Raw genomic sequence first — 19,957 nt, 5'->3', positions numbered from 1 at the left:
GCTTCGCCGCACCTTCAACACCGCGTCGTTGAACAGCGTGTGCAGCGAGGCGGTGTCGGGCACCTCGGCGTCACCTTGATGCAGCCAGGTCGCGCTGACCCGGGTGTCACCGATCTGCGCCGCGAAGGTCAGGGTCCGGCGCGCGGGCCCCGTCTGCGGGGTGACGGTCTGGTCGACGGCCAGGCTGTCGTCGGCGTCGACCGGCGGCTTGGGCAGCATCGTCACGGTCACATCGGACGGGACGCCGTGGTGCGCGGCGGTGAACGACGAGCACCGGCGCAATTGCTCACCTCTTTTGCGCAGCGCCGGGGCGGGCCGGGTCACCGTGACGATCAGGCTGCTGGCCGTGGTGCTGTCGATGCCTTCGGCGGCCACGCTCTGGTGGGCTGCGACCGGCGGCGGCGCGCAGTCGGCCGGCGTCACCACCGACCCGGCCGCGACGCCGCCGATGTCGTGCAAGGCCCGATACACCGCGGTGCCGTCGAGCACCGCGGCCGGATACTGCGGCGGAAAGCGTGCCGGTTCGATCAGTAGCTGGGCGATCGGAACCGGCGCGGAGTCCGCGACGCGGGCGGACCCGGCGACCACCCTGGCGCAGCCCGTCAGCATCGTCGACGCCATGACCAGCGCACATCCACACGCCCACCACGACCTCGTGTTCACCATCGCGGTCATCGTCTCATCGCCCGGGCCGGGTGGCGGTCAGGCGCGCGTCAGCGCCCCACGCAGACGATGGCGGGAAGTCATGCGAGTCGCGCTGCAAGATGGGGGCGACTGGCGTACACCTTTTGCATGGGTTCCATGCTCGAGTACGACCTCGTGGTCATCGGTTCCGGTCCGGGCGGACAGAAGGCCGCGATCGCCGCGGCGAAAACTGGGCAAGACTGTCGCGGTCGTCGAACGCGGCCGCATGCTCGGTGGCGTCTGCGTCAACACCGGGACCATCCCGTCCAAGACACTGCGCGAGGCCGTGGTGTACCTCACCGGCCTGAGCCAGCGCGAGTTGTACGGAAGCAGCTACCGCGTCAAGGAGAAGATCACCCCGGCCGACCTGCTGGCGCGCACCACCCATGTGATCGGCAAGGAGCAAGACGTCGTCCGCTCGCAGTTGATGCGCAACCGCATCGACCTGATCCAGGGCCACGGCCGGTTCATCGACGCCCACACCGTGCTGGTCGAGGAGCCGACGCGCGGCGAGCGCACCACGGTCAGCGGCGATTACGTCGTGATCGCCACGGGCACCAAACCGGCCCGCCCCGCGGGCGTCGAGTTCGACGAGGAGCGGGTGCTGGACTCCGACGGCATCCTCGACCTCAAGTCGCTGCCCGCCACGATGGTGGTCGTCGGCGCCGGGGTGATCGGGTTGGAGTACGCATCGATGTTCGCCGCGCTGGGCACGAAGGTCACCGTCGTCGAGAAGCGCGACAGCATGCTGGACTTCTGCGACCCCGAGATCGTGGAGGCGCTGAGGTTTCACCTGCGCGACATCGCGGTGACGTTTCGGTTCGGTGAGGAGGTGACCGCCGTGGACGTCGGGTCCGCGGGCACGGTCACCACACTGGCCAGCGGCAAGCAGATCCCTGCCGAGACCGTGATGTACTCGGCCGGCAGGCAGGGCCAGACCGACAAGCTCGACCTGAGCAAGGCCGGGCTGCAGACCGATGACCGCGGCCGCATCGCCGTCGACAGCAACTACCAGACCAAGATCGACCACATCTACGCCGTCGGCGACGTGATCGGGTTCCCTGCGCTGGCCGCCACGTCGATGGATCAGGGCAGGCTCGCGGCCTGTCACGCGTTCGGCGAACCCGCCAAGGGGATGACCGACCTGCAGCCGATCGGCATCTACTGCATTCCGGAGGTGTCCTATGTCGGCGCCACCGAGGTCGAACTGACCCGCAACGCCATCCCCTACGAGGTCGGGGTATCGCGTTACCGCGAGTTGGCGCGCGCGCAGATCGCCGGCGATTCCTACGGCATGCTCAAATTGCTGGTCTCCACCGATGACCTCAAGCTGCTCGGCGTGCACATCTTCGGCACCAGCGCCACCGAGATGGTGCACATCGGCCAGGCGGTGATGGGCTGCGGCGGCACGGTGGAGTACCTGGTCGACGCCGTGTTCAACTATCCGACGTTCTCCGAGGCCTACAAGGTCGCGGCGCTGGACGTGATGAACAAGCTGTGGGCCTTGAACCACTTCCGTGCCTGACGAATGTTTGCTCGCCCAGCGGGAACGCAACGAGTCAGAAATCAGTTGGAACGATAGAAGAGTTAATGTCTTGGCACCGCGGTGAGGAGACGAAAACATATGACCGACAGTCCAGGGAGTCCTGAACAGCAGTACCAGCCGGAGCAGACCGGCATGTACGAGCTGGAGTTCCCGGCGCCCAAACTGTCCTCTGCGGACGGGCGTGGGCCGGTGATGATCCATGCGCTCGAAGGCTTCTCCGACGCCGGCCACGCGATCAAACTGGCCGCGCAGCATCTGCGCGACACTCTCGACACCGAGTTGGTGGCGTCGTTCGCCATCGACGAACTGCTGGACTACCGCTCCCGGCGTCCGCTGATGACGTTCAAGACCGACCACTTCACCAGCTACGAAGACCCCGAGCTCAACCTCTACGCGCTGCGCGACAGCGTCGGGACGCCGTTCCTGCTGCTCGCCGGGATGGAGCCGGATCTGCGCTGGGAGCGGTTCATCACCGCCGTGCGGCTGCTGGCCGAACGGCTCGGGGTGCGCCGGGTGATCGGGCTGGGCACCATCCCGATGGCGGTCCCCCACACGCGCCCGATCACGCTCACAGCGCACTCCAACGACAAGGAGCTGATCGCCGACCACCAACCGTGGGTCGGCGAGGTGCAGGTGCCCGCCAGCGTGTCCAACCTGTTGGAGTTCCGGATGGCCCAGCACGGCCACGAAGTGGTCGGGTTCACCGTGCACGTCCCGCACTACCTGGCGCAGACCGCCTACCCCGCGGCCGCGGAAGCGCTGCTGGCCGAGGTCGCCAAGAGCGGGTCACTGCAGCTTCCGCTGGACGCTCTGGTCGAGGCGGGCGCCGAAGTGCTGATGAAGGTGAACGAACAGGTCGAAGACAGCAGCGAGGTCGCCCAGGTGGTGACCGCGCTGGAGCGCCAGTACGATGCGTTCGTCGCGGCCCAGGAGAACCGGTCGCTGCTGGCGCGTGACGAGGAGCTGCCCAGCGGCGACGAGCTCGGCGCCGAGTTCGAACGGTTCCTCGCTCAACAGTCCGACGACAAGTCCAGGGATCCCTTCCAGGACGGCGACGACACCCGCTAGCGCCACCCGGGCGCCCAGACCACCTCACCGTCGGGGGCGGCCGACGCGAGGAGAGCACAAAGTAGCATCGGCGCATGGCCATCGACGTGACCGTGTTGCGGGTGTTCACCGACCGCGACGGCAAGCACGGAAATCCGCTCGGTGTTGTCGACGCCGGTGCCGTGGACCCTGACGATCGGCAACGGATCGCCACCCAATTGGGTTACAGCGAAACCGTGTTCGTCGAAGGTCCGCAGCCGGGAACCAACACCGCACACGCCCGCATCTACACACCGGGCACCGAGATGCCCTTCGCCGGGCATCCGACGGTCGGCGCCGCGTGGTGGTTGCGCGAACAGGGCACCCCGATCCACACCCTGCGGGTCCCGGCCGGCATCGTCCAGGTGAGTTACGACGACGACCTGACCGCGGTCAGCGCACGTTCGGAGTGGGCGCCGGAGTTCGCGATCCACGACATCGCCTCGACCGAGGAGTTGCTGGACGCCGACCCGGCGGACTATCCCGACGACGTGAACCACTACCTGTGGACGTGGCTCGACCGGGACGAGGGGGTGGTGCGGTCGCGGATGTTCGCGACCGACCTAGGCGTGCCCGAAGACGAGGCCACCGGCTCCGCGGCCGCACGCATCACCGACTACCTCAGCCGAGACCTGACCATCGTGCAAGGCAAGGGGTCCGAGATCTACACCCAGTGGAGCGCCGAGGGTTGGGTGCGCATCTCGGGACGCGTGGTCAGCGACGGTCCCCGCCAGATCGACTGAGCGTCGGCGCCAGGGCTCAGCCGGCGGACGGCTGGGGAGCCTCACGATGGGCCCGCAGCGCTTCGATCTCGCGTTCGAAGTCTTCCGCTGAGCTGAAACCCCGGTACACGGAGGCGAACCGCAGATAGGCGACCTCATCGAGCTCGCGCAGCGGACCCAGAATGGCGAGCCCGACCTCATGGCTGGGCACCTCAGGGCCGGCCGCCCGCACGGTGTCCTCGACCTGCTGGGCGAGCAAGTTCAACGCGTCATCGTCGACCTGGCGGCCCTGACAGGCGCGCCGGACGCCGTCGACGACCTTTTCGCGGCTGAACGGCTCGGTGACCCCGCTGCGTTTGACCACCGCGAGCACCGCCGTCTCCACCGTGGTGAACCGCTTGCCGCACTCCGGGCAGGAGCGGCGTCGGCGGATGGCCTGGCCTTCGTCGGTCTCGCGGGAATCGACCACCCGCGAATCGGGATGGCGGCAGAACGGACAGTGCATCACCGCTCCTTCGCCACGCCAACACACGACTACCTGGGACGACTCCGAGCGTACCTGCGCCGCACCGCGATGGCCCAGCGCCGGGGCGAATCGGGCATACCTGGCCGAGATGTCAACGAACACCGGTGTGCGGCACCTCTTTTCAGCGCCCACGATGTCGTCAGCCGACCGGCGTGATGAGCGTCTGGCCCGCGTCCAGCACCGCGGAGTCGAGTTCGTTGAGCTCACGGATCCGTTCCACCACCGCGCCGACCGGCGCGTCCGGCGCCACCCGCGTAGCCACCTGGTTCAGCGTCTCCCCGGTGTGCACCTGCACCACCGCGAGCCGATCCGGCACCGCGGCGGGGTTACCGACGACCCCGCCGAACTGCGCGACCAGTCCGAGCCACACCGTGATCGCCGCTGCGATCAGCGCGAGAACCACCGTGGTGGCCGGGGTGATCGGGCGGCGCCGATGCGGTGCCCGCGACACCACCACACCGGTCCCCCGGTACCTGATCGGCGCCCCGCCTGGCCGCCGGGTCGGCCGCCTCCGTCGCGCGCCGGACGGCCGGACACCCGGCCTGACCGCGGGAGCCGCTGAATTCTTCCGGGTCTCGATGATCGTCATCTGCCTGCCTTCCAGCTCGCGTCATTCGCTCTTGTGTTCGAAGATAGTCGATCACATGTTCGATTAATAGAACGTGTGATCGAACTGTTGCAAACGATAGCGAGGCGGTCTGACAAATCCCGGCGCGCGAATGCCGCTCCGCTTGTTCGCGACACGCGTCGAACACATGTTTGATTAATCGTCGGTGGCGCGTTACATTCGGCGCCATGGATTCCAGCAGCGATTCCCCCGGCGATACCGACAACACCGGTGCGCGCCGACGGCCCGATACGGGTCTGACCGAGCGTCAGCGCACCATCCTCGAGGTCATCCGCGCCTCGGTCAGCACCCGCGGATATCCGCCGAGCATCCGCGAAATCGGTGATGCGGTCGGCTTGACGTCGACGTCGTCGGTGGCTCATCAGCTGCGCACGCTGGAACGCAAGGGCTATCTGCGCCGCGACCCCAACCGGCCCAGGGCCGTCGACGTACGGGGGGTCGACGACCACGTGACGCCCGCCGTCACCGAGGTGGCAGGCTCGGACGCGCTACCGGAGCCGACCTTCGTGCCGGTGCTCGGGCGCATCGCCGCGGGTGGGCCGATCCTGGCCGAGGAGGCCGTCGAGGATGTCTTCCCGCTGCCGCGTGAGCTGGTCGGCGAGGGGTCGTTGTTCCTGCTCAAGGTCGTCGGGGAATCGATGGTGGACGCCGCGATCTGCGACGGGGATTGGGTGGTCGTCCGTCAGCAGAACGTCGCGGAGAACGGTGACATCGTGGCGGCGATGATCGACGGCGAAGCAACGGTCAAGACGTTCAAACGCACCAGCGACCAGGTGTGGCTGATGCCCCACAATCCGGCGTTCGACCCGATCCCCGGTAACGAGGCGGCCGTGCTCGGCAAGGTCGTAACCGTGATCCGTAAGGTCTAGTCGGCCCGGACGAAGCCGTTCGCGCGCGCGAATTCTTCGCTGGTGAACCAGATTTCGGCCCGCGTATCCTCATAGCCCACGGTGCCGGGTAGCCAGTACCGGCCCGACTGGGTGTCGGCCTTGATCGGATAACCCTCCGGCGCGTCGTTGGAGTCGTCGAGGGGCAGGCGGAACGCCGGGTGTGCGGGCTCGGGCTCGTCGGGGTCGATGCGGGCGTGCCGGCCGGTGTCGGTCAGCGCGCTGTGTTCGGCCTCCGTGGGCACCCGCGTCGGCGCGGTGTCGACGTTGTCGGGGTCTTCCTCGTCGAACTCCGCGGCCAACGGTTCGTCCTCGGCTTCGGGTTCTGGTTCCGCGCCGACGTCGACGGGCGGTGGCGCTTCCCACGGGCTCGACGACACCGGCTCGCCGGTGGCAGCCTCGTCGCTCGGCGACGACAGCGAGTCCAAGCCCTCACGCGCGTAGCGGTCGCCGAACAGCGCCGCGTCGTAGTCGTCGCCGAACACCCCGGGTTCCGGGGCGTCCGCTGCGCTGTAATCGGGTACGTCGTCGTCTCCGGCGCTGTACAGGGGTGCGACGTCGTCGTCCCCGGTGCTGTACAGAGGTGCGGCGTCGTCGTCTGCGCCGAACCGGTCCTGCTCGTACCCGCCGTCGTCCAACCCGTCGCGGCGAAGTGCGAACTCGTCGTCACCGCCGCCGCGGCGGTTGCGCAGCGTCGCAAAGACCACCAACCCGATGAGTATCAGCGCGGGCACGATGGCCAGCAGCCACCACCAGCTCCACTGAAAACCGTTGCCGTCGTTACCGGTTGCGCCTTGCGCCGGCGGGGGCGCGGCGGGCGCGGTCGCGCCCGGTACGTCCATCCCGGCCAGTTGCGTCGCCAGGTTGGCCGGCTCGGTGGTAAACGAGTTCGTCGACCGGTCCCACGAGATGGCGCCCTCGCTGAACCGCTGCGTGATGACGTCGCCGTCCTCGGTCTGATCGGCCGTGGGAGCCCCGAGCGGCCCCTCGCCGCCGCCCAGTTCGGCCCATGCCGCGTTGATCGGGCCGCGCACGATGACCGCACCGTAATCGGGGGTCCAGAAGATGACCGGCTTGTCCTCGGCGGCGAACGTGCTCATCCGGCTGTTGGTGATGCCGCCGTCGACCTCGCCGGTGACCGGGAACCCGAGATCGCCCTCGGGCCCTCCGACACTTTCGTATTTGTCGAGCACCTGACCGGTCAGGACGTTCGCACCGGTGTCCGGTGAGTAGAAGATCTTGCCGCCTGCGAAGTTCTGGGCGAGCCCGTCGGCGCCGATGGGATACGGCGGGCCTTCGGCGGCGCCGAGCGGCCCCGTCGGCCCGCCCGCAGCCCGTCGCGCGGCGTTGATCGCGGCTACCGGGTCTTCCGGGATCTGCAGGCCCTCCAACTGGGCGGCCAGCTCCGGTGGCACGGTGGTGAAGGTCTCGGTCTTGGTGTTGTAGGTGATCTCGCCGCCGCTGAACTTCTGGCTGACGATGTCGCCCTGGTAGCGCTCGTCCTCGGTGGGCACGCCCAGCGATCCCGACGATCCGCCGAGTTCGTCCCACGCCGCGTTGATCGGTCCGCGGACGACATGCGCGCCGGTGTCGGGTGTCCAGAAGATCACCGGGTTGTCGCTGGCGCTGAACGTGGAGTTGCGGCTGTTGGGCGCGCGGCCGGGGCTTTCGTCGATCTTGGGGAATCCCAGGTCGCCTTGGGCGGCCCCGCCCAGCGATTCGTACTTCTCCAGGATCGCGCCCGTCATGAAGTGCGCGCCGGTGGCCGGGGTGAAGAACATCTTGCCGCCGGCGAAATCCTGGGCGAAGCCCTCGCCGACGGCATAGACCTCGCCCTGCCTTGGCCCGAGCACGCCGCCGTCGCCGCCGCTGGCCTCCCAGGCGGCCGTGATCGCAGTGTTGGCTTCGACCTCCGGTTGGGCCGACGCGGCCGGCGCCGTCAAGACCAACGCCGCCACCGACAACAGGCCGACGGCCAACTGGCCGATCCGCCACCTACGCCGGGTCCCATGCCCGCTCATCAGATCCTCCCGCGGTCGGCGCCTAATTCCTGATTCGGTACCGCGCCGTCAACTGTGCCGTCAAATGGCGTCAACAACGAGAGGAACACGCCGACCTTGGAGAGAAAATACCTGGCCGATGCGGGAAAGTTTCGAACACCTGCCAAGTCGTGCCCCAGGACAACGGTCGAATTTCGCGCCTTCGGAAAATGCCGCACCAGCTATTCGGCCAGGCCACAGGTGGATTTTTCGCAGTTAGACACCCAATGAACGGCCGACGATCTCCTTCATGATCTCGGTCGTGCCGCCGTAAATGGTCTGTACGCGAGCGTCCAGATAGGCGCGGGCAACCGGATATTCCCGCATATAGCCGTACCCGCCGTGCAATTGCAGGCACCGGTCGATCAAATACACCTGCTTCTCCGTCGAATACCATTTCGCCATCGCGGCCTGCTCGGCGGTCAGCTTCCCGTCGAGGTGCAGGCGGATGAACTCATCGACCATGATCCGCACCGCCGTGGCTTCGGTGGCGAGTTCGGCCAGCAGGAACCGGCTGTTCTGCTGGCTGCCGATCGGACGGCCGAAAGCCTTGCGCTCCTTGGCATATTGCAGGGTGCGCTCCAGCGTCGACTCCATTGCCGCAGCGGCGATCACCGCGATGCCGATGCGCTCCTGCGGCAGGTTCTGCATCAGGTAGACGAAGCCCTGACCCTCCTCGCCGAGCAGGTTTTCGGCCGGCACCCGCACGTCGGTGAACGACAGTTCGGCGGTGTCCTGGGCGTCCAGCCCGATCTTGTCGAGTTTGCGGCCGCGTTCGAAGCCGGCCATGCCGCGCTCCACCACCAACAGCGAAAAGCCCATCGCGCCTTTGTCCGGGTCGGTGCAGGCGACGACGATCACCAGGTCGGCGTGGATGCCGTTGGTGATGAACGTCTTGGCCCCGTTGAGGATGTAGTGGTCACCGTCTTTGACGGCGCGGGTCTTGATTCCCTGCAGGTCGCTGCCGGTGCCCGGTTCGGTCATCGCGATCGCGGTGATGGTTTCGCCGGTGCAGAACTTCGGCAGCCACCGCTGCTTCTGCTCCTCGTTGGCCAGCTTGATCAGGTACGGGGCCACCACATCGTTGTGCAGCCCGAAACCCAGTCCGCTGTAGCCGCCCGCGGTGGTCTCCTCGACCACCCTTGCGTTGTACCGGTAGTCGGGGTTGCCACCCCCGCCGTACTCCTCGGGCACGGCCATCCCGAGGAAGCCCTGCTTGCCTGCTTCCAGCCAGACGGTGCGGTCGACGATCTTGTCCTGTTCCCACTGTTCGTGGTGCGGCGCGACGTGGCGGTCCAGAAACGCCCGGTACGACTCGCGAAACAGGTCGTGCTCGGGCTCGAAAAGGGTGCGTTCGTATTGGACGACGCCGGCCATGGGGAACCTCCCGGTCGGAGTTTTGATGAATCCGCAAATTTACCCCAGCCAACCGGATGGTCGGCGGCGCCGTGACGTCGGCCACGACTGGTTTAGCGACGGAGTCGTTCGGGGAATCTGCGGGTCACACACCAACCCGCCAGGGAGGAAACAGCGATGTCGGACGACAACAAGAGCGGTCCCGAGGAAGGGATCAAGGGCGTCGTAGAAGGCGTCAAGGGCAAGGCCAAAGAGGTCGCCGGCGCGGTTGCGGGCCGCGACGACCTGTACCGCGAGGGCAAGGCCCAGCAGGACAAGGCCGATGCGCAGCGCAACGCCGCGCAGAAGGAAGCCGAAGCCGAAAGCGCCCGCGCCGCGGCCGAAACCGCTGAGAAACGCCAGGAAAGCGAACAACGGTAACGCTAGGACCCGAAGGGACGCGAAGGGCGCCGGAGCCCGCCCTTCGCGTCCTTTTCGTATTCCGATCCGCTAGAACGTCGCGTATGCGCGCAGGCTGGCCGCCAACGGGATCGGCACGCGCGCCTTGATTCTCGTGCCGTCCGCGGTGTGCTCGGTGGCGTCGATTCGCCCGTCGGCGTGCAGCTTGTTGACGAGATCGCCTCGGTCATACGGGATTGTCACGTCCACCGCCGTGTCGGTCGGGGCGATCATCTCGGCCATCCGCGACTGCAGCCGGACCAGCCCGTCACCGGTATGCGCGGAGACGAACACCGCATCCGGAAGCGCCCGGCGCAGCTGTGCCAGCGCGAGATCGCTGGCGGCGTCGATTTTGTTGACCACCAACAACTCTGGGACCGCCTGGACATTGCGGTCGGCAATCACCTCGTTGACCACTTCCCGTACGGCGTTGATCTGGGCCAACGGGTTGACGTCAGATCCGTCGACGACGTGCACCAGCAGGTCGGCGTCGACCACCTCCTCCAACGTGGAGCGAAACGCCTCCACCAGTTGGGTGGGCAGGTGTCGCACGAACCCGACGGTGTCGGTCAGCACGAACGGCCGGCCGTCGTCGAATTGTCCACGCCGCGTTGTGGGCTCGAGCGTGGCGAACAACGCGTTCTCCACCAGCACCCCGGCGCCGGTCAGCGAGTTGAGCAGGCTGGACTTGCCCGCGTTGGTGTAGCCGACGATCGCGATCGAGGGGATCTCGCTGCGCCGACGCCCGCTGCGCTGGGTGTCGCGAACCTTCTTCATGTCCTTGATGTCGCGGCGCAGCTTGGCCATCCGCTCGCGGATGCGGCGGCGGTCGGTTTCGATCTTGGTCTCGCCGGGTCCGCGCAGACCCACACCGCCGCCGGCGCCGCCCGCGCGGCCGCCGGCCTGCCGGGACATCGATTCGCCCCACCCGCGAAGCCGCGGCAGCATGTACTCCATCTGCGCCAGCGACACCTGCGCCTTGCCTTCCCGGCTGGTGGCGTGCTGGGCGAAGATGTCCAGGATCAGCGCGGTGCGGTCGATCACCTTGACCCGGACCGCCTTTTCCAGCGCGGTGAGCTGCGCGGGGCTGAGCTCACCATCGGCGATGACGGTGTCGGCGCCGGTGGCCAGCACCACCTCGCGCAGTTCCTGCGCCTTGCCGGAGCCGATGTAGGTCGCCGGATCGGGCTTGTCGCGGCGCTGGATCAGCCCTTCGAGCACTTCGGAGCCCGCGGTCTCGGCCAGCGCGGCCAGTTCGGCCAGGCTGGCGTCGGCGTCGGCCGCGCTGCCTTCGGTCCACACGCCCACCAGCACGACGCGCTCCAGCCGCAGCTGGCGGTATTCGACCTCGGAGACGTCGGCCAACTCGGTGGACAAGCCGGCGACACGGCGCAGCGCGGTGCGGTCTTCGAGGGCGAGCTCACCCGTGCTGGGTGTGCCGTCGATGGGAAATTCGGGATAGGTCATAGGCGAATCAAGGTTCGCACGGAGATCACTTTTCATGCACCTCAATTAACGCTGGGCAGCCCGCCACCATTCCTCCGATATCTCGCCGTGGGCCACCAGCACCGACGGACCGCGCAGGTAGCTGCTGGCGTCGGTGACGGTGACGGTGACCTCGCCGCCGGGTATGCGCACGTCCAGCGTGCCTGTGGTGGCGCCGGCGAACGCCAGGGCGGCGACGGCTGCGGCGACGGTTCCGGTTCCGCACGAACGTGTTTCGCCGACACCGCGTTCGTGTACGCGCATCGCCACCGCACCGTCGGCCGGCGCGGTCAGCACCTCGACGTTGACCCCGTCGGGAAACTGTGTCCGGTCGAAGGACACCGGCGCCGCGACGTCGAGTGCGGCCAACTCGTCAAGGGTCAGGTCGGGATCCACGCACGCCAGATGCGGGTTGCCCACGTCGATCGCCAGCCCGGCGAACGGCCGCCCGCCGACGATCGCCTCCCCCGTGCCGAAGTGGTTGGCCTTGCCCATCTCCACGGTGACGTTGGCGGTGGTGGCGTCCCAGTCGTGCAACACCACCGGGCGGGGGCCGGCCAGCGATCCGACGACGAACTCGTCGCGCGTTTCGAGCCCGCTGGCGCGCAAATAGTGCGCGAACACCCGCACCCCGTTGCCGCACATCTGCGCGATCGAGCCGTCGGCGTTGCGGTAGTCCATGTACCAGTCGTCGGCGTCGACGCCCTCGGGCAGGCGGTCGAGCACACCTGCGCGCTGCGCGGCGCCTGCCCGGGTCACCCGCAGGACACCGTCGGCGCCCAGGCCCCGGCGGCGGTCGCACAGCACCCCCACGGCGGCCGGTGTCAGCACCAGCGCGGCTTCGGGATCGGGCAGCAGCACGAAGTCGTTCTGGGTGCCGTGCCCCTTGGCGAACCTCACGTGCTCAGGATACGTCGCGCCACACTCGTAGAGCCGCCTCGACGTTGTCGGCGCCGGCGCCGTCGAGCCAGGTGATGCGGTGGTCGCGGCGAAACCACGACCGCTGCCTGCGCACGTAGCGTCGGGTGCCGACGAACGTCGGCTCGCGGGCCCCGGCGCCGTCGCCGCCGCCGTCCAGGTCGGCGATCACCTGGGCATATCCCAGCGCGCGGGACGCGGTGACGCCGTCGCGCAGGCCCCGGTCCAGCAGCGCAAGCACCTCGCCGACCAGCCCGTCGGCGAACATCTTGTCCGTGCGTTGCCGCAGACGTGCATCGAGAACGGTTGTGTCCCAATCTAATCCGATGATAACGGTGTCCCAGCGCGGCGCGCCGATCTCGGGAAACGACGCGGCGAACGGCTCCCCGGTCAGCTCGACCACCTCCAGCGCCCGCACGATGCGCCGGCCGTCGGTCGGCAGGATCGACGACGCGGCGTCGGCGTCCACCCGCGCCAGTTCGGCGTGCAGCGCGGCCACCCCAACCTCGGCCAGCCGCTGTTCCCATTTGGCCCGCACCGCCGGGTCGGTGGCCGGAAACGTCCACTCGTCGAGCAGCGACTGCACGTACATCATCGACCCGCCGACCACGATCGGCACCGCACCGCGGGCCGCGATGGCCTCCACGTCGGCGGCCGCGGCCTGCTGGTAGCGCGCCACGCTGGCGGTCTCGGTCACGTCGAGCACGTCGAGCTGGTGGTGCGGTATGCCGCGGCGCTCGGGGACCGTCAGCTTGGCGGTGCCGATGTCCATCCCCCGGTACAGCTGCATGGCGTCGGCGTTCACAATCTCACCGCCGACGCGTTCGGCCAACCCAAGCGCCAGCTCCGACTTGCCGGTGCCCGTCGGCCCGATGACCGCGATCGGACGCGTCATGGCTTCCAGACGCCGACGAAATAGCCGACCCCGTACGGCGCGCCGCGGTACAGCTCGGTGGCCGTTGCGGGCCCGGCTTCCATGAGCCCCGCCAGCACCTGATAGCCCACCCGGCCGACGGCGCCATCGGGCAGCCGGGCCAGCGCCGCGACGTCACCGGCGGCCAGCGCGTCGTCGAGCGCGTGCTGCGCGGGGATCGAATCCGGCTCGTAGCCGCCGGGCGCGCTCGGGGTCAGCGTGTGCGCACCGTCGGCGACGACGAGCATGCCGACCGGTTCGGCCGCCTCGTCGATGTCGGCGCGCAACGCGCGGCCGCGGGCCAGCGCGGTATCGACGCCGTGGGTCGCGGCATACACCCGCACCTCGGCGCGCGCTTCGGGGCTTACCTGACCGCGCAACCAGCCGGTGACCAACGCGCACAACGGCAGCCAGGTGGGTTCTCCGTCGACGCCCGGGCCCAGCGTGACGCGGACGTCGGCGCCGTAGCCGGCGAAGGTGCCACGCCGATCCGGCGCGACGACGGCGTCGACGCGGTCCACACCGACCGCGATCCAGCGTGCGGGCAGCGCGGCGGCCGCCGTGCGCACCGCCTGACGCAGGTCCGCCGACTCCGCGGCGGCGCCGGCGGCGAGTTCGGGAACCAGAACCGGTGCCGACGGGACGATGGCAATGGCGCTCAGCACGCCACCACGCTAATGCGATGCGGCGGGTTGACCGGCGCTGGCCGCCTCACCCCGGGCCAGCGCGCCCGTCGCGGCCACCATGACGACCACCGCGACCACCAGCGCCACCCAACCGGCGTCATCCGGGCGCAACGCCTCCCCCAGCACCACCACGCTGAGCACCGAGGCCACCACCGGCTCGGCGACGGTCATCGTCGGCAGCGACGCGGTCAGCGCCCCGGCCCGAAACGACGCCTGCTGCCACACGGTGCCCCCGATCGCCACCGCCACCAACGCGTACAACTCGGGGCTGCGCAGCAGCGCCGCGACGCCGGCCCAACTACTGAAGTCCAGCTGGGCGACGACCCCTTTGGTCAGCACCGCGAACAGCCCCCACAGCGCACCGGAGGCCAATGCCAGCAGCACCGCGCTGGCGGCGCCGGTCAGGATCCGGGCGCCGATCACGCACAGCGCCAACGCGGGTACCAGCACCGCCAGCACCGCGATCCACGTCTCCGACGATCCGCGCGCCTGCCCTGCGGTCGGGTTGCCGACGGTGATGATGACGGCCACCGACACCGCGAGCAGCACCGCCCAGGTCCACTCCCACCGCGTCACCCGGCGGTGCGCCAGCCGCGCGGAGAGCGGCAGCGCGAACAACAACGACGTGACCAGCAGCGCCTGCACCAGAAGCACCGATCCCAGGCCGAGCGCGGCGGCTTGCAAGCCGAATCCGGCGGCGGCGACCAGGCTGCCCAGCCACCACCGGCGATCGCGCAGCAACCGCATGAACAACGCGGCGTGGCCGACCGGTTCGTCGGTGACCTGATGCGCTTGTCGCTGGTGGATGACGTCGCCGATCGCGACGAACACGGCAGCGCCGATGGCCAGCAGGGCGGCGAGATCCGTCGCCTCGTTGACGCCGCCCATCGGCCTCCTTCTCGGATGTGTCCACAAGAGGCTAGAGCGTGCATCCCGAAGCCGTGCGCATGCGGCGAGGCAACCTGTTTGAATAGCGTTGAACAGCGAACAGGCGCCGCGTTGCGCGGCAGGTGCGCGGTTGCGCGCGGAGGTATGAGGAAACGGACATGACGACCAGCCAGCCCGGGGGCCCGACCCCCTCGCCCAAGCCCGCGTCGGGTTCTCTCCCGCCCAAACCCACCCCCAGACCCGGCGCACCGCGTCCGGTTCCGCGTTCCGGCCGGCCCGCCCCGGCGGTCATCGCGCCACCGGCCAGCGATCCGCACCGGTTCGGCCGCGTCGACCCCGACGGCACGGTGTGGCTGATCACCGGCTCAGGCGAACGGGTCATCGGCTCATGGCAGGCGGGTGACCCCGAGGCGGCCTTCGAACATTTCGGTCGTCGCTTCGATGACCTGCACACCGAGGTCGCCTTGATGGAGACGCGGCTGGAATCCGGCAGCGGCGACGCCCGCAAGATCAAGGCCGCCGCGGCCACGCTGGCCGAGTCACTGCCGACCGCGCACGTGCTCGGCGACGTGGACGCGCTGGCTGCCCGGTTGACCGCGATCATCGACCACGCCGACGAGGCCGCCCAGGCCGAGAAGGCCAGGCGTGAGGAGTACCGCGCCGCGCAGACCGCCCGCAAGGAGGCGCTGGCCGCCGAGGCCGAGGAGCTGGCCGCCAACTCGACGCAGTGGAAGGTCGCCGGCGACAGGTTGCGCGAAATCCTCGACGAATGGCGCACGATCACCGGGCTGGACCGCAAGACCGACGACATGCTGTGGAAGCGTTACTCGGCGGCCCGCGAGACGTTCAACCGCAGACGCGGATCGCATTTCGCCGAACTCGACCGCGAACGGGCTGGCGCGCGCCAAGCCAAGGAAGCGCTGTGCGAACGCGCCGAGGCGCTGTCGGGCTCCACCGAGTGGGGCCCGACGAGCGCCGCGTTCCGTGAGCTGCTCGCCGAGTGGAAGGCCGCGGGCCGGGCGGCCAAGGACGTCGACGACGCGTTGTGGCAGCGGTTCAAGGCCGCCCAGGACGTCTTCTTCGCGGCGCGCAACGCCGCCAGCGCCGAGCGTGACGCCGAGTTCCGCGCCAACGCGCAAGCCAAGGAGGCGCTGTTGGCCGAGGCGGAGAAGCTGGACACCTCCGACCTCAACGCGGCCAGGGCCGCTTTACGCGCGATCGGCGACAAGTGGGAGGCGATCGGCAAGGTGCCGCGTGAGCGCGCGGCTGAACTGGAGCGTCGATTGCGCGCGGTGGAGAAGAAGGTCCGCGACGCGCCGACGCGCGGCGTGGACCCCGAGGCGCAGGCGCGCGCCGACCAGTTCCGTGTGCGCGCAGAGCAATTCGAGCGTCAAGCGGAGAAGGCGGCGGCAGCGGGTCGGGACAAGGACGCCGCCGAGGCGCGCACGAACGCCGAGCAGTGGCGCCAGTGGGCTGACGCGGCCGTCGAGGCCCTCGGCAAGGGACGTTAGGACCTACCAACGGTTCAGCATTCGGTGTTGATCTCGAACGGCGCGCTGGTGCGCTCGCCGGGATCGTCGTGAAAGAACCCGACCGCCGTGCCGGTGATCGTGAACTTGCCGTCCACCAGGCTGGCGTCGGCCTCGCCCGTGGTGCCTTCCCAGTAGGTGCCTGTGAATCCACCTAAGTTGTTGATCTGCACCGAAAGCGCCTCGATGGAGTCTTCCGTGTTCACCTGCGCGACCACGCCGGGCGTCTGCTCCAACGTCTCGAGGCGCCACAGCCACTGCACCTGGGAGCAGTGAACGGGGTAAGCGCCTACGTCGTTTTCGTTGACACGCAGGTGCAGCAGGTGCTCGCCGAGCGCATTGACGCCCGATGAGCAGCCGGTGGAGATCATCAGGACGGCTGCCGCGATGACAGCGATTGGGTTGTGCATGTTTGCCACCTCGATGAATCCTGCTATCGGGTTTCCCCTGAACGCCGGGCGCTATACGTGGCCGCAGGTATGAACTCGCTGCGTTCGGGGTATCTCGTTGCCCACCGACCGCGCAGGACAGATCATGATTCGACTCGTCGTAGTCGCCGCATTACTGGGGGGCGTGGTTTCGGGATGCTCAACCGGCTCGCCGCCGTCGGAGCCACCGGCGATGCCGCCCAACACCGCTACGGTCGCCGTCGACGGAAAAGACACCGGCGGGCGCCTGTACGTGCGGTGCAACCAGATTCAGTGGCTACTGACCATCGACGGCGGTGACGAGGCGAGCGGTTTCACCGCGATGGTCGGCAAGGGCGGTACCCCCGAGGCCAAGTTCGTCAAGATCGCCAACTTGGGTGGGTTCACCGGCAGCGCCTGGGAAGGCGGAAGCGGAGAACTGGATGTCAGCCGCGACGGTTCGGTGCTCAACTTCACCGGCACGGCCTACGGGTATTTCGCCGAGGCCCCGAACGAACCAACGACCGCGGGGTTTCGGATCACGACGGCCTGCTGAACGTCGCTCAGCCGGTGCGCGATCCGATCGTCACGGTCGTCTCCTGGCGGTCGCTGCCGCGCACGAATACCACTTTCTCCTCGGCGCCCGGTTGGGTCTGACGCAGCTCGCTCAGCAAGTCCTCTACGGTCTCGACCGGCTCGCCGCCGAGTTCGACGATCACGTCGCCGGGCCGTAACCCGGCGGCGGCCGCGGGCGCGCCGGGGTCGACGCCGACGACCAACGCTCCCTGTTCGGCGTCGACGCCGAGCATGCGCTGTATGGCGGCGGTGACCTGGCCGGTGGAGATGCCCAGGTACGGATGGGTGGCCTGGCCGTCGGCGAGCAGCTGGTCGGTGACATCGAGCACGGTGGCCGCCGGGATCGCAAAGCCCAGCGACACCGCCCCCACCGCGGGTGGGATGTAGGCCTCGTTGATACCGACGACGCGGCCGCTGGCGTCGAGCAGGGCCCCGCCGGAGTTGCCCGGTGAGATCGGCGCGTCGGTCTGGATCAGGTCGACCAACGACTGGGTCTGCGCCGCCGAGCCGGGGATGTCGCGGTGCAGCCCGGAGATGATGCCGGCGGTGACGGAGTTCTGGAACCCCAGCGGGCTGCCGATGGCCACCGCGATCTCCCCGGCGCGCGGCAGGTCCGTGCGGAACTCGGGTACGGGAAGGTCTTTGCGGTCGGTGCGTATGACCGCCAGATCGGTCACCGTGTCGGTGCCGACCACCTGGCCGGAAGAACTTTCACCGTCAGCGAAAAGTATTGTCACATCGCGGGATTCACCGACCACATGCGCGTTCGTCACCACGACGTCGGGCCGCAGCACCACCCCGCTGCCCGCGCCGCCGTCACGCTGAACGGTCACCACGCTGGGGCTGACGCGTTCGACGAGATCGGCGAAGCCGGCGCCGACGTCGGGTGTCGCGTTGGGAGCGTTGGCCGGTGCGGCCGTGGTGGTGGGGCTCGCGGGCGGCGGTGACGCCTCCGACGGCTGATCGGCCTGATTGGAACATCCGGATGCGGCGATGAGCACAGTTGCGAATGCCGCAGCGACACCGATGCGTTTCACATCCGGCAATCTACCCGGCTCGGCGAGCACTCATACATGTCGTGTAGGCCCGACCGGCGATCAGCGCGCAGGGGGCACCGCGTCGTCCTCGTGGATGCACTCGCGCAGCCGCTCCAATGTCGCGGCAAGCAGTCGGGAGACCTGTACTTGGGAGACGCCGAGACGTTCTCCGATTTTGCTCTGCGGCAGGTCATCACAGAACCGCAACCTCAGAATCAGCCGTTGCCGCTCAGTCAGCCGGCCCACCAGGTCGGCGACGGTGAGCGCATCCTCCACGCTGTCGTAGCGGGGATCGGTGGCGCCGTGAGTCGCCGCGGCGGGTCGGTCTTTCCGTCTGCCCGACGGCGTAGCATCCAGCGACTGCGGCCGATACGCGTCGGACATGTCCACGGCCCGCACGACGTCTTCGCGGTCGACGTCGAGGTTGGCAGCGACCTCGCTGGCCGTCGGCGCGCGACCCAGCCGCTGTGAGAGCAAGCCGATGGAGGCACACACGCGCTGGTGCAAATCCTTGATCGAGCGGGGAACGTGCACGCCCCAGGTGTGGTCGCGGAAATGGCGACGAACCTCGCCCATGATGGTCGGCACGGCATACGGCAAGAACGGCCCGCGGTCGGGTTCGTAGCGGTCGACGGCTTTGATCAACCCCAGTCGGGCCACTTGTGTCAGGTCGTCGGCCGATTCGCCGCGTCCCGCGAAGCGCAGCGCAATATGGTCGGCCAAGGGCAAACATCGGGAAATGATGCGGGCACGCAACCGCCGTCGCTTCGCGTGGTCGGGGGCGTTGCCCAGTTCGTTGCACATGGGGCGGACGTCGGCGTAGTCGTCGTCACGCTGTGCGGGTTCAATCCGTTCGCCTGTTTGCAGCAGGGCGGACAAAACAGCCACCTCCCTGTATCGCTTATGACAAAGACCGGTCGGCAATCCCCCATGTCCAAGGGCTGCAGACCGGTCTGTCATTCACGTTATCGACGCGGCAGCGCGATTACCTGAGCTGCTGCTGATAAAGCGCCGTGAACACTCGCAGTGACGTCGGCAGTACGACGACGTGTAACGCGGCGGCGGCTGGGAACTCCCGCAATATGCAACGATTCGCTTCCATACGCCTCCGCGGCGCTGCGGCCGGGGCGTTGTTGGCACTGCTGGCGGCGGGATGCGGGGGCGGCTCGGAGATCGGTTCGTCCAACCGCGGCGCCAACACGCAGACAGCGCAGACGTCGGTCGAGAACGCCTACATCGTGCCGCGTTTCCTACCCGGATCCTGTGCCATCCAGGTCGGTGAGGACGCAGCGCTCACATTCACCGCGACCAACAACCGGTCCGGCGAGGCGGAGAAACTGCTCGGCATCGAGTCCGACGCGGCCGAGGCCATCCGCATCGCTCCGAACGCAACGCTGGAGATTCCGCCCCGCACGTCGATCGCCGCGGCCCAACCAATCGAAGATGTCCCCCGCCCGCCGGGCGAGAAACCCTTCACGGTCATCGTCGAAGGACTCGACGAGTCCGCGCGGCCAGCCACTTCGGTGGATGTCACGTTCCGCTTCGAAAAGCAGGGTGACCTGACGATGAAGGTTCCGGTTGAGGCGTGTCCGACCCAGTCCTGACC

20 protein-coding genes and 1 pseudogene are annotated in these 19,957 nt (G+C 68.5%); 8 read left to right on the top strand and 13 right to left on the bottom strand.

The features are described 5' to 3' along the window. Positions 1-675 (bottom strand): hypothetical protein (locus ABQE93_RS15570; RefSeq protein WP_448408075.1); only part of this gene is annotated, 675 nt, incomplete at its 3' end. Between the two features lie 126 nt (positions 676-801). On the opposite strand from ABQE93_RS15570, the pseudogene sthA reads away from it, so the two are divergent. The 3 genes and pseudogenes from sthA (at position 802) to ABQE93_RS15555 (ending at position 4,059) form a co-directional block, all read left to right on the top strand. Then, positions 802-2,209 (top strand): annotated as a pseudogene (sthA, locus tag ABQE93_RS15565) (Si-specific NAD(P)(+) transhydrogenase). Positions 2,210-2,308: 99 nt separating this feature from the next. After that, positions 2,309-3,298, top strand: a complete 990-nt coding sequence (locus ABQE93_RS15560; protein WP_448408077.1) for a proteasome assembly chaperone family protein — start codon at positions 2,309-2,311, stop codon at positions 3,296-3,298. 74 nt (positions 3,299-3,372) lie between these two features. Then, complete coding sequence (locus tag ABQE93_RS15555; protein WP_448408078.1) at positions 3,373-4,059, top strand: PhzF family protein; 687 nt, start codon at positions 3,373-3,375, stop codon at positions 4,057-4,059. Between the two features lie 16 nt (positions 4,060-4,075). Here ABQE93_RS15555 and nrdR read toward each other — a convergent pair whose 3' ends face one another. Beyond that, positions 4,076-4,543 carry a transcriptional regulator NrdR gene (gene nrdR / locus ABQE93_RS15550; protein WP_448391084.1) on the bottom strand — a complete coding sequence of 156 codons (468 nt, stop codon included), beginning with the start codon at positions 4,541-4,543 and terminating at the stop codon, positions 4,076-4,078. A gap of 160 nt (positions 4,544-4,703) precedes the next feature. Continuing rightward, on the bottom strand, positions 4,704-5,153 hold the full coding sequence (locus tag ABQE93_RS15545) for a LysM peptidoglycan-binding domain-containing protein (protein WP_448408080.1): 450 nt from the start codon (positions 5,151-5,153) through the stop codon (positions 4,704-4,706). Positions 5,154-5,359: 206 nt separating this feature from the next. Between ABQE93_RS15545 and lexA the strand changes: the two genes are divergently transcribed. Next, on the top strand, positions 5,360-6,061 hold the full coding sequence (lexA, locus tag ABQE93_RS15540; protein WP_448408082.1) for a transcriptional repressor LexA: 702 nt from the start codon (positions 5,360-5,362) through the stop codon (positions 6,059-6,061). On the opposite strand, the gene ABQE93_RS15535 is transcribed toward lexA, so the two are convergent. Beyond that, complete coding sequence (locus tag ABQE93_RS15535) at positions 6,058-8,100, bottom strand: LGFP repeat-containing protein (RefSeq protein WP_448408084.1); 2,043 nt, start codon at positions 8,098-8,100, stop codon at positions 6,058-6,060. The genes lexA and ABQE93_RS15535 overlap by 4 nt on opposite strands. 234 nt (positions 8,101-8,334) lie before the next feature. Continuing rightward, a complete protein-coding gene (locus ABQE93_RS15530; RefSeq protein WP_448408086.1) occupies positions 8,335-9,495 on the bottom strand; it encodes an acyl-CoA dehydrogenase family protein in 1,161 nt (386 codons plus the stop codon). Positions 9,496-9,651: 156 nt separating this feature from the next. Between ABQE93_RS15530 and mbp1 the strand changes: the two genes are divergently transcribed. Next, on the top strand, positions 9,652-9,894 hold the full coding sequence (gene mbp1 / locus ABQE93_RS15525) for a microaggregate-binding protein 1 (RefSeq protein WP_448408088.1): 243 nt from the start codon (positions 9,652-9,654) through the stop codon (positions 9,892-9,894). A 69-nt stretch (positions 9,895-9,963) separates the two neighbouring features. Here mbp1 and hflX read toward each other — a convergent pair whose 3' ends face one another. Genes hflX through ABQE93_RS15500 form a run of 5 tightly spaced genes read right to left on the bottom strand, consistent with a single transcriptional unit; the run spans position 9,964 to position 14,802 of the window. Continuing rightward, positions 9,964-11,379, bottom strand: a complete 1,416-nt coding sequence (gene hflX, locus ABQE93_RS15520; RefSeq protein WP_448408090.1) for a GTPase HflX — start codon at positions 11,377-11,379, stop codon at positions 9,964-9,966. Positions 11,380-11,424: 45 nt separating this feature from the next. Next, positions 11,425-12,297, bottom strand: a complete 873-nt coding sequence (gene dapF / locus ABQE93_RS15515) for a diaminopimelate epimerase (protein WP_448408092.1) — start codon at positions 12,295-12,297, stop codon at positions 11,425-11,427. A 4-nt stretch (positions 12,298-12,301) separates the two neighbouring features. Beyond that, positions 12,302-13,210 carry a tRNA (adenosine(37)-N6)-dimethylallyltransferase MiaA gene (gene miaA, locus ABQE93_RS15510; RefSeq protein ID WP_448408094.1) on the bottom strand — a complete coding sequence of 303 codons (909 nt, stop codon included), beginning with the start codon at positions 13,208-13,210 and terminating at the stop codon, positions 12,302-12,304. Beyond that, positions 13,207-13,893 carry a class III extradiol ring-cleavage dioxygenase family protein gene (locus ABQE93_RS15505; protein ID WP_448408096.1) on the bottom strand — a complete coding sequence of 229 codons (687 nt, stop codon included), beginning with the start codon at positions 13,891-13,893 and terminating at the stop codon, positions 13,207-13,209. The genes miaA and ABQE93_RS15505 overlap by 4 nt, the downstream gene beginning before the upstream one ends. A 9-nt stretch (positions 13,894-13,902) precedes the next feature. Beyond that, entirely contained in the window at positions 13,903-14,802 is a 900-nt protein-coding gene (locus tag ABQE93_RS15500; protein ID WP_448408098.1) for a DMT family transporter, read from the bottom strand. A gap of 158 nt (positions 14,803-14,960) precedes the next feature. Here ABQE93_RS15500 and ABQE93_RS15495 point away from each other — a divergent pair, with 158 nt between their 5' ends. Further along, positions 14,961-16,313: a DUF349 domain-containing protein gene (locus tag ABQE93_RS15495; protein ID WP_448408100.1), complete on the top strand. Its 1,353-nt coding sequence runs from the start codon at positions 14,961-14,963 to the stop codon at positions 16,311-16,313. A gap of 14 nt (positions 16,314-16,327) precedes the next feature. Here the strand turns inward: ABQE93_RS15495 and ABQE93_RS15490 are convergent, their stop codons facing one another. After that, on the bottom strand, positions 16,328-16,741 hold the full coding sequence (locus ABQE93_RS15490) for a lipoprotein LpqH (RefSeq protein WP_448408101.1): 414 nt from the start codon (positions 16,739-16,741) through the stop codon (positions 16,328-16,330). A gap of 124 nt (positions 16,742-16,865) precedes the next feature. Here ABQE93_RS15490 and ABQE93_RS15485 point away from each other — a divergent pair, with 124 nt between their 5' ends. After that, positions 16,866-17,294: a lipoprotein LpqH gene (locus tag ABQE93_RS15485; protein WP_448412404.1), complete on the top strand. Its 429-nt coding sequence runs from the start codon at positions 16,866-16,868 to the stop codon at positions 17,292-17,294. A gap of 7 nt (positions 17,295-17,301) precedes the next feature. Here ABQE93_RS15485 and ABQE93_RS15480 read toward each other — a convergent pair whose 3' ends face one another. Next, positions 17,302-18,351, bottom strand: coding sequence for a S1C family serine protease (locus ABQE93_RS15480; RefSeq protein ID WP_448408104.1), 1,050 nt, complete (start codon positions 18,349-18,351; stop codon positions 17,302-17,304). Positions 18,352-18,411: 60 nt separating this feature from the next. Further along, on the bottom strand, positions 18,412-19,239 hold the full coding sequence (locus tag ABQE93_RS15475) for a SigB/SigF/SigG family RNA polymerase sigma factor (RefSeq protein WP_448408105.1): 828 nt from the start codon (positions 19,237-19,239) through the stop codon (positions 18,412-18,414). A gap of 194 nt (positions 19,240-19,433) precedes the next feature. Here ABQE93_RS15475 and ABQE93_RS15470 point away from each other — a divergent pair, with 194 nt between their 5' ends. Next, positions 19,434-19,955, top strand: a complete 522-nt coding sequence (locus ABQE93_RS15470) for a copper chaperone PCu(A)C domain-containing protein (protein ID WP_448408107.1) — start codon at positions 19,434-19,436, stop codon at positions 19,953-19,955. Positions 19,956-19,957 lie beyond the last annotated feature (2 nt).

It is taken from the genome of Mycolicibacterium sp. XJ662, assembly GCF_053484035.1.
The sequence above is the reverse complement of the archived record's forward strand: the minus strand, read 5'-3'. Positions and strand labels throughout refer to the sequence as shown.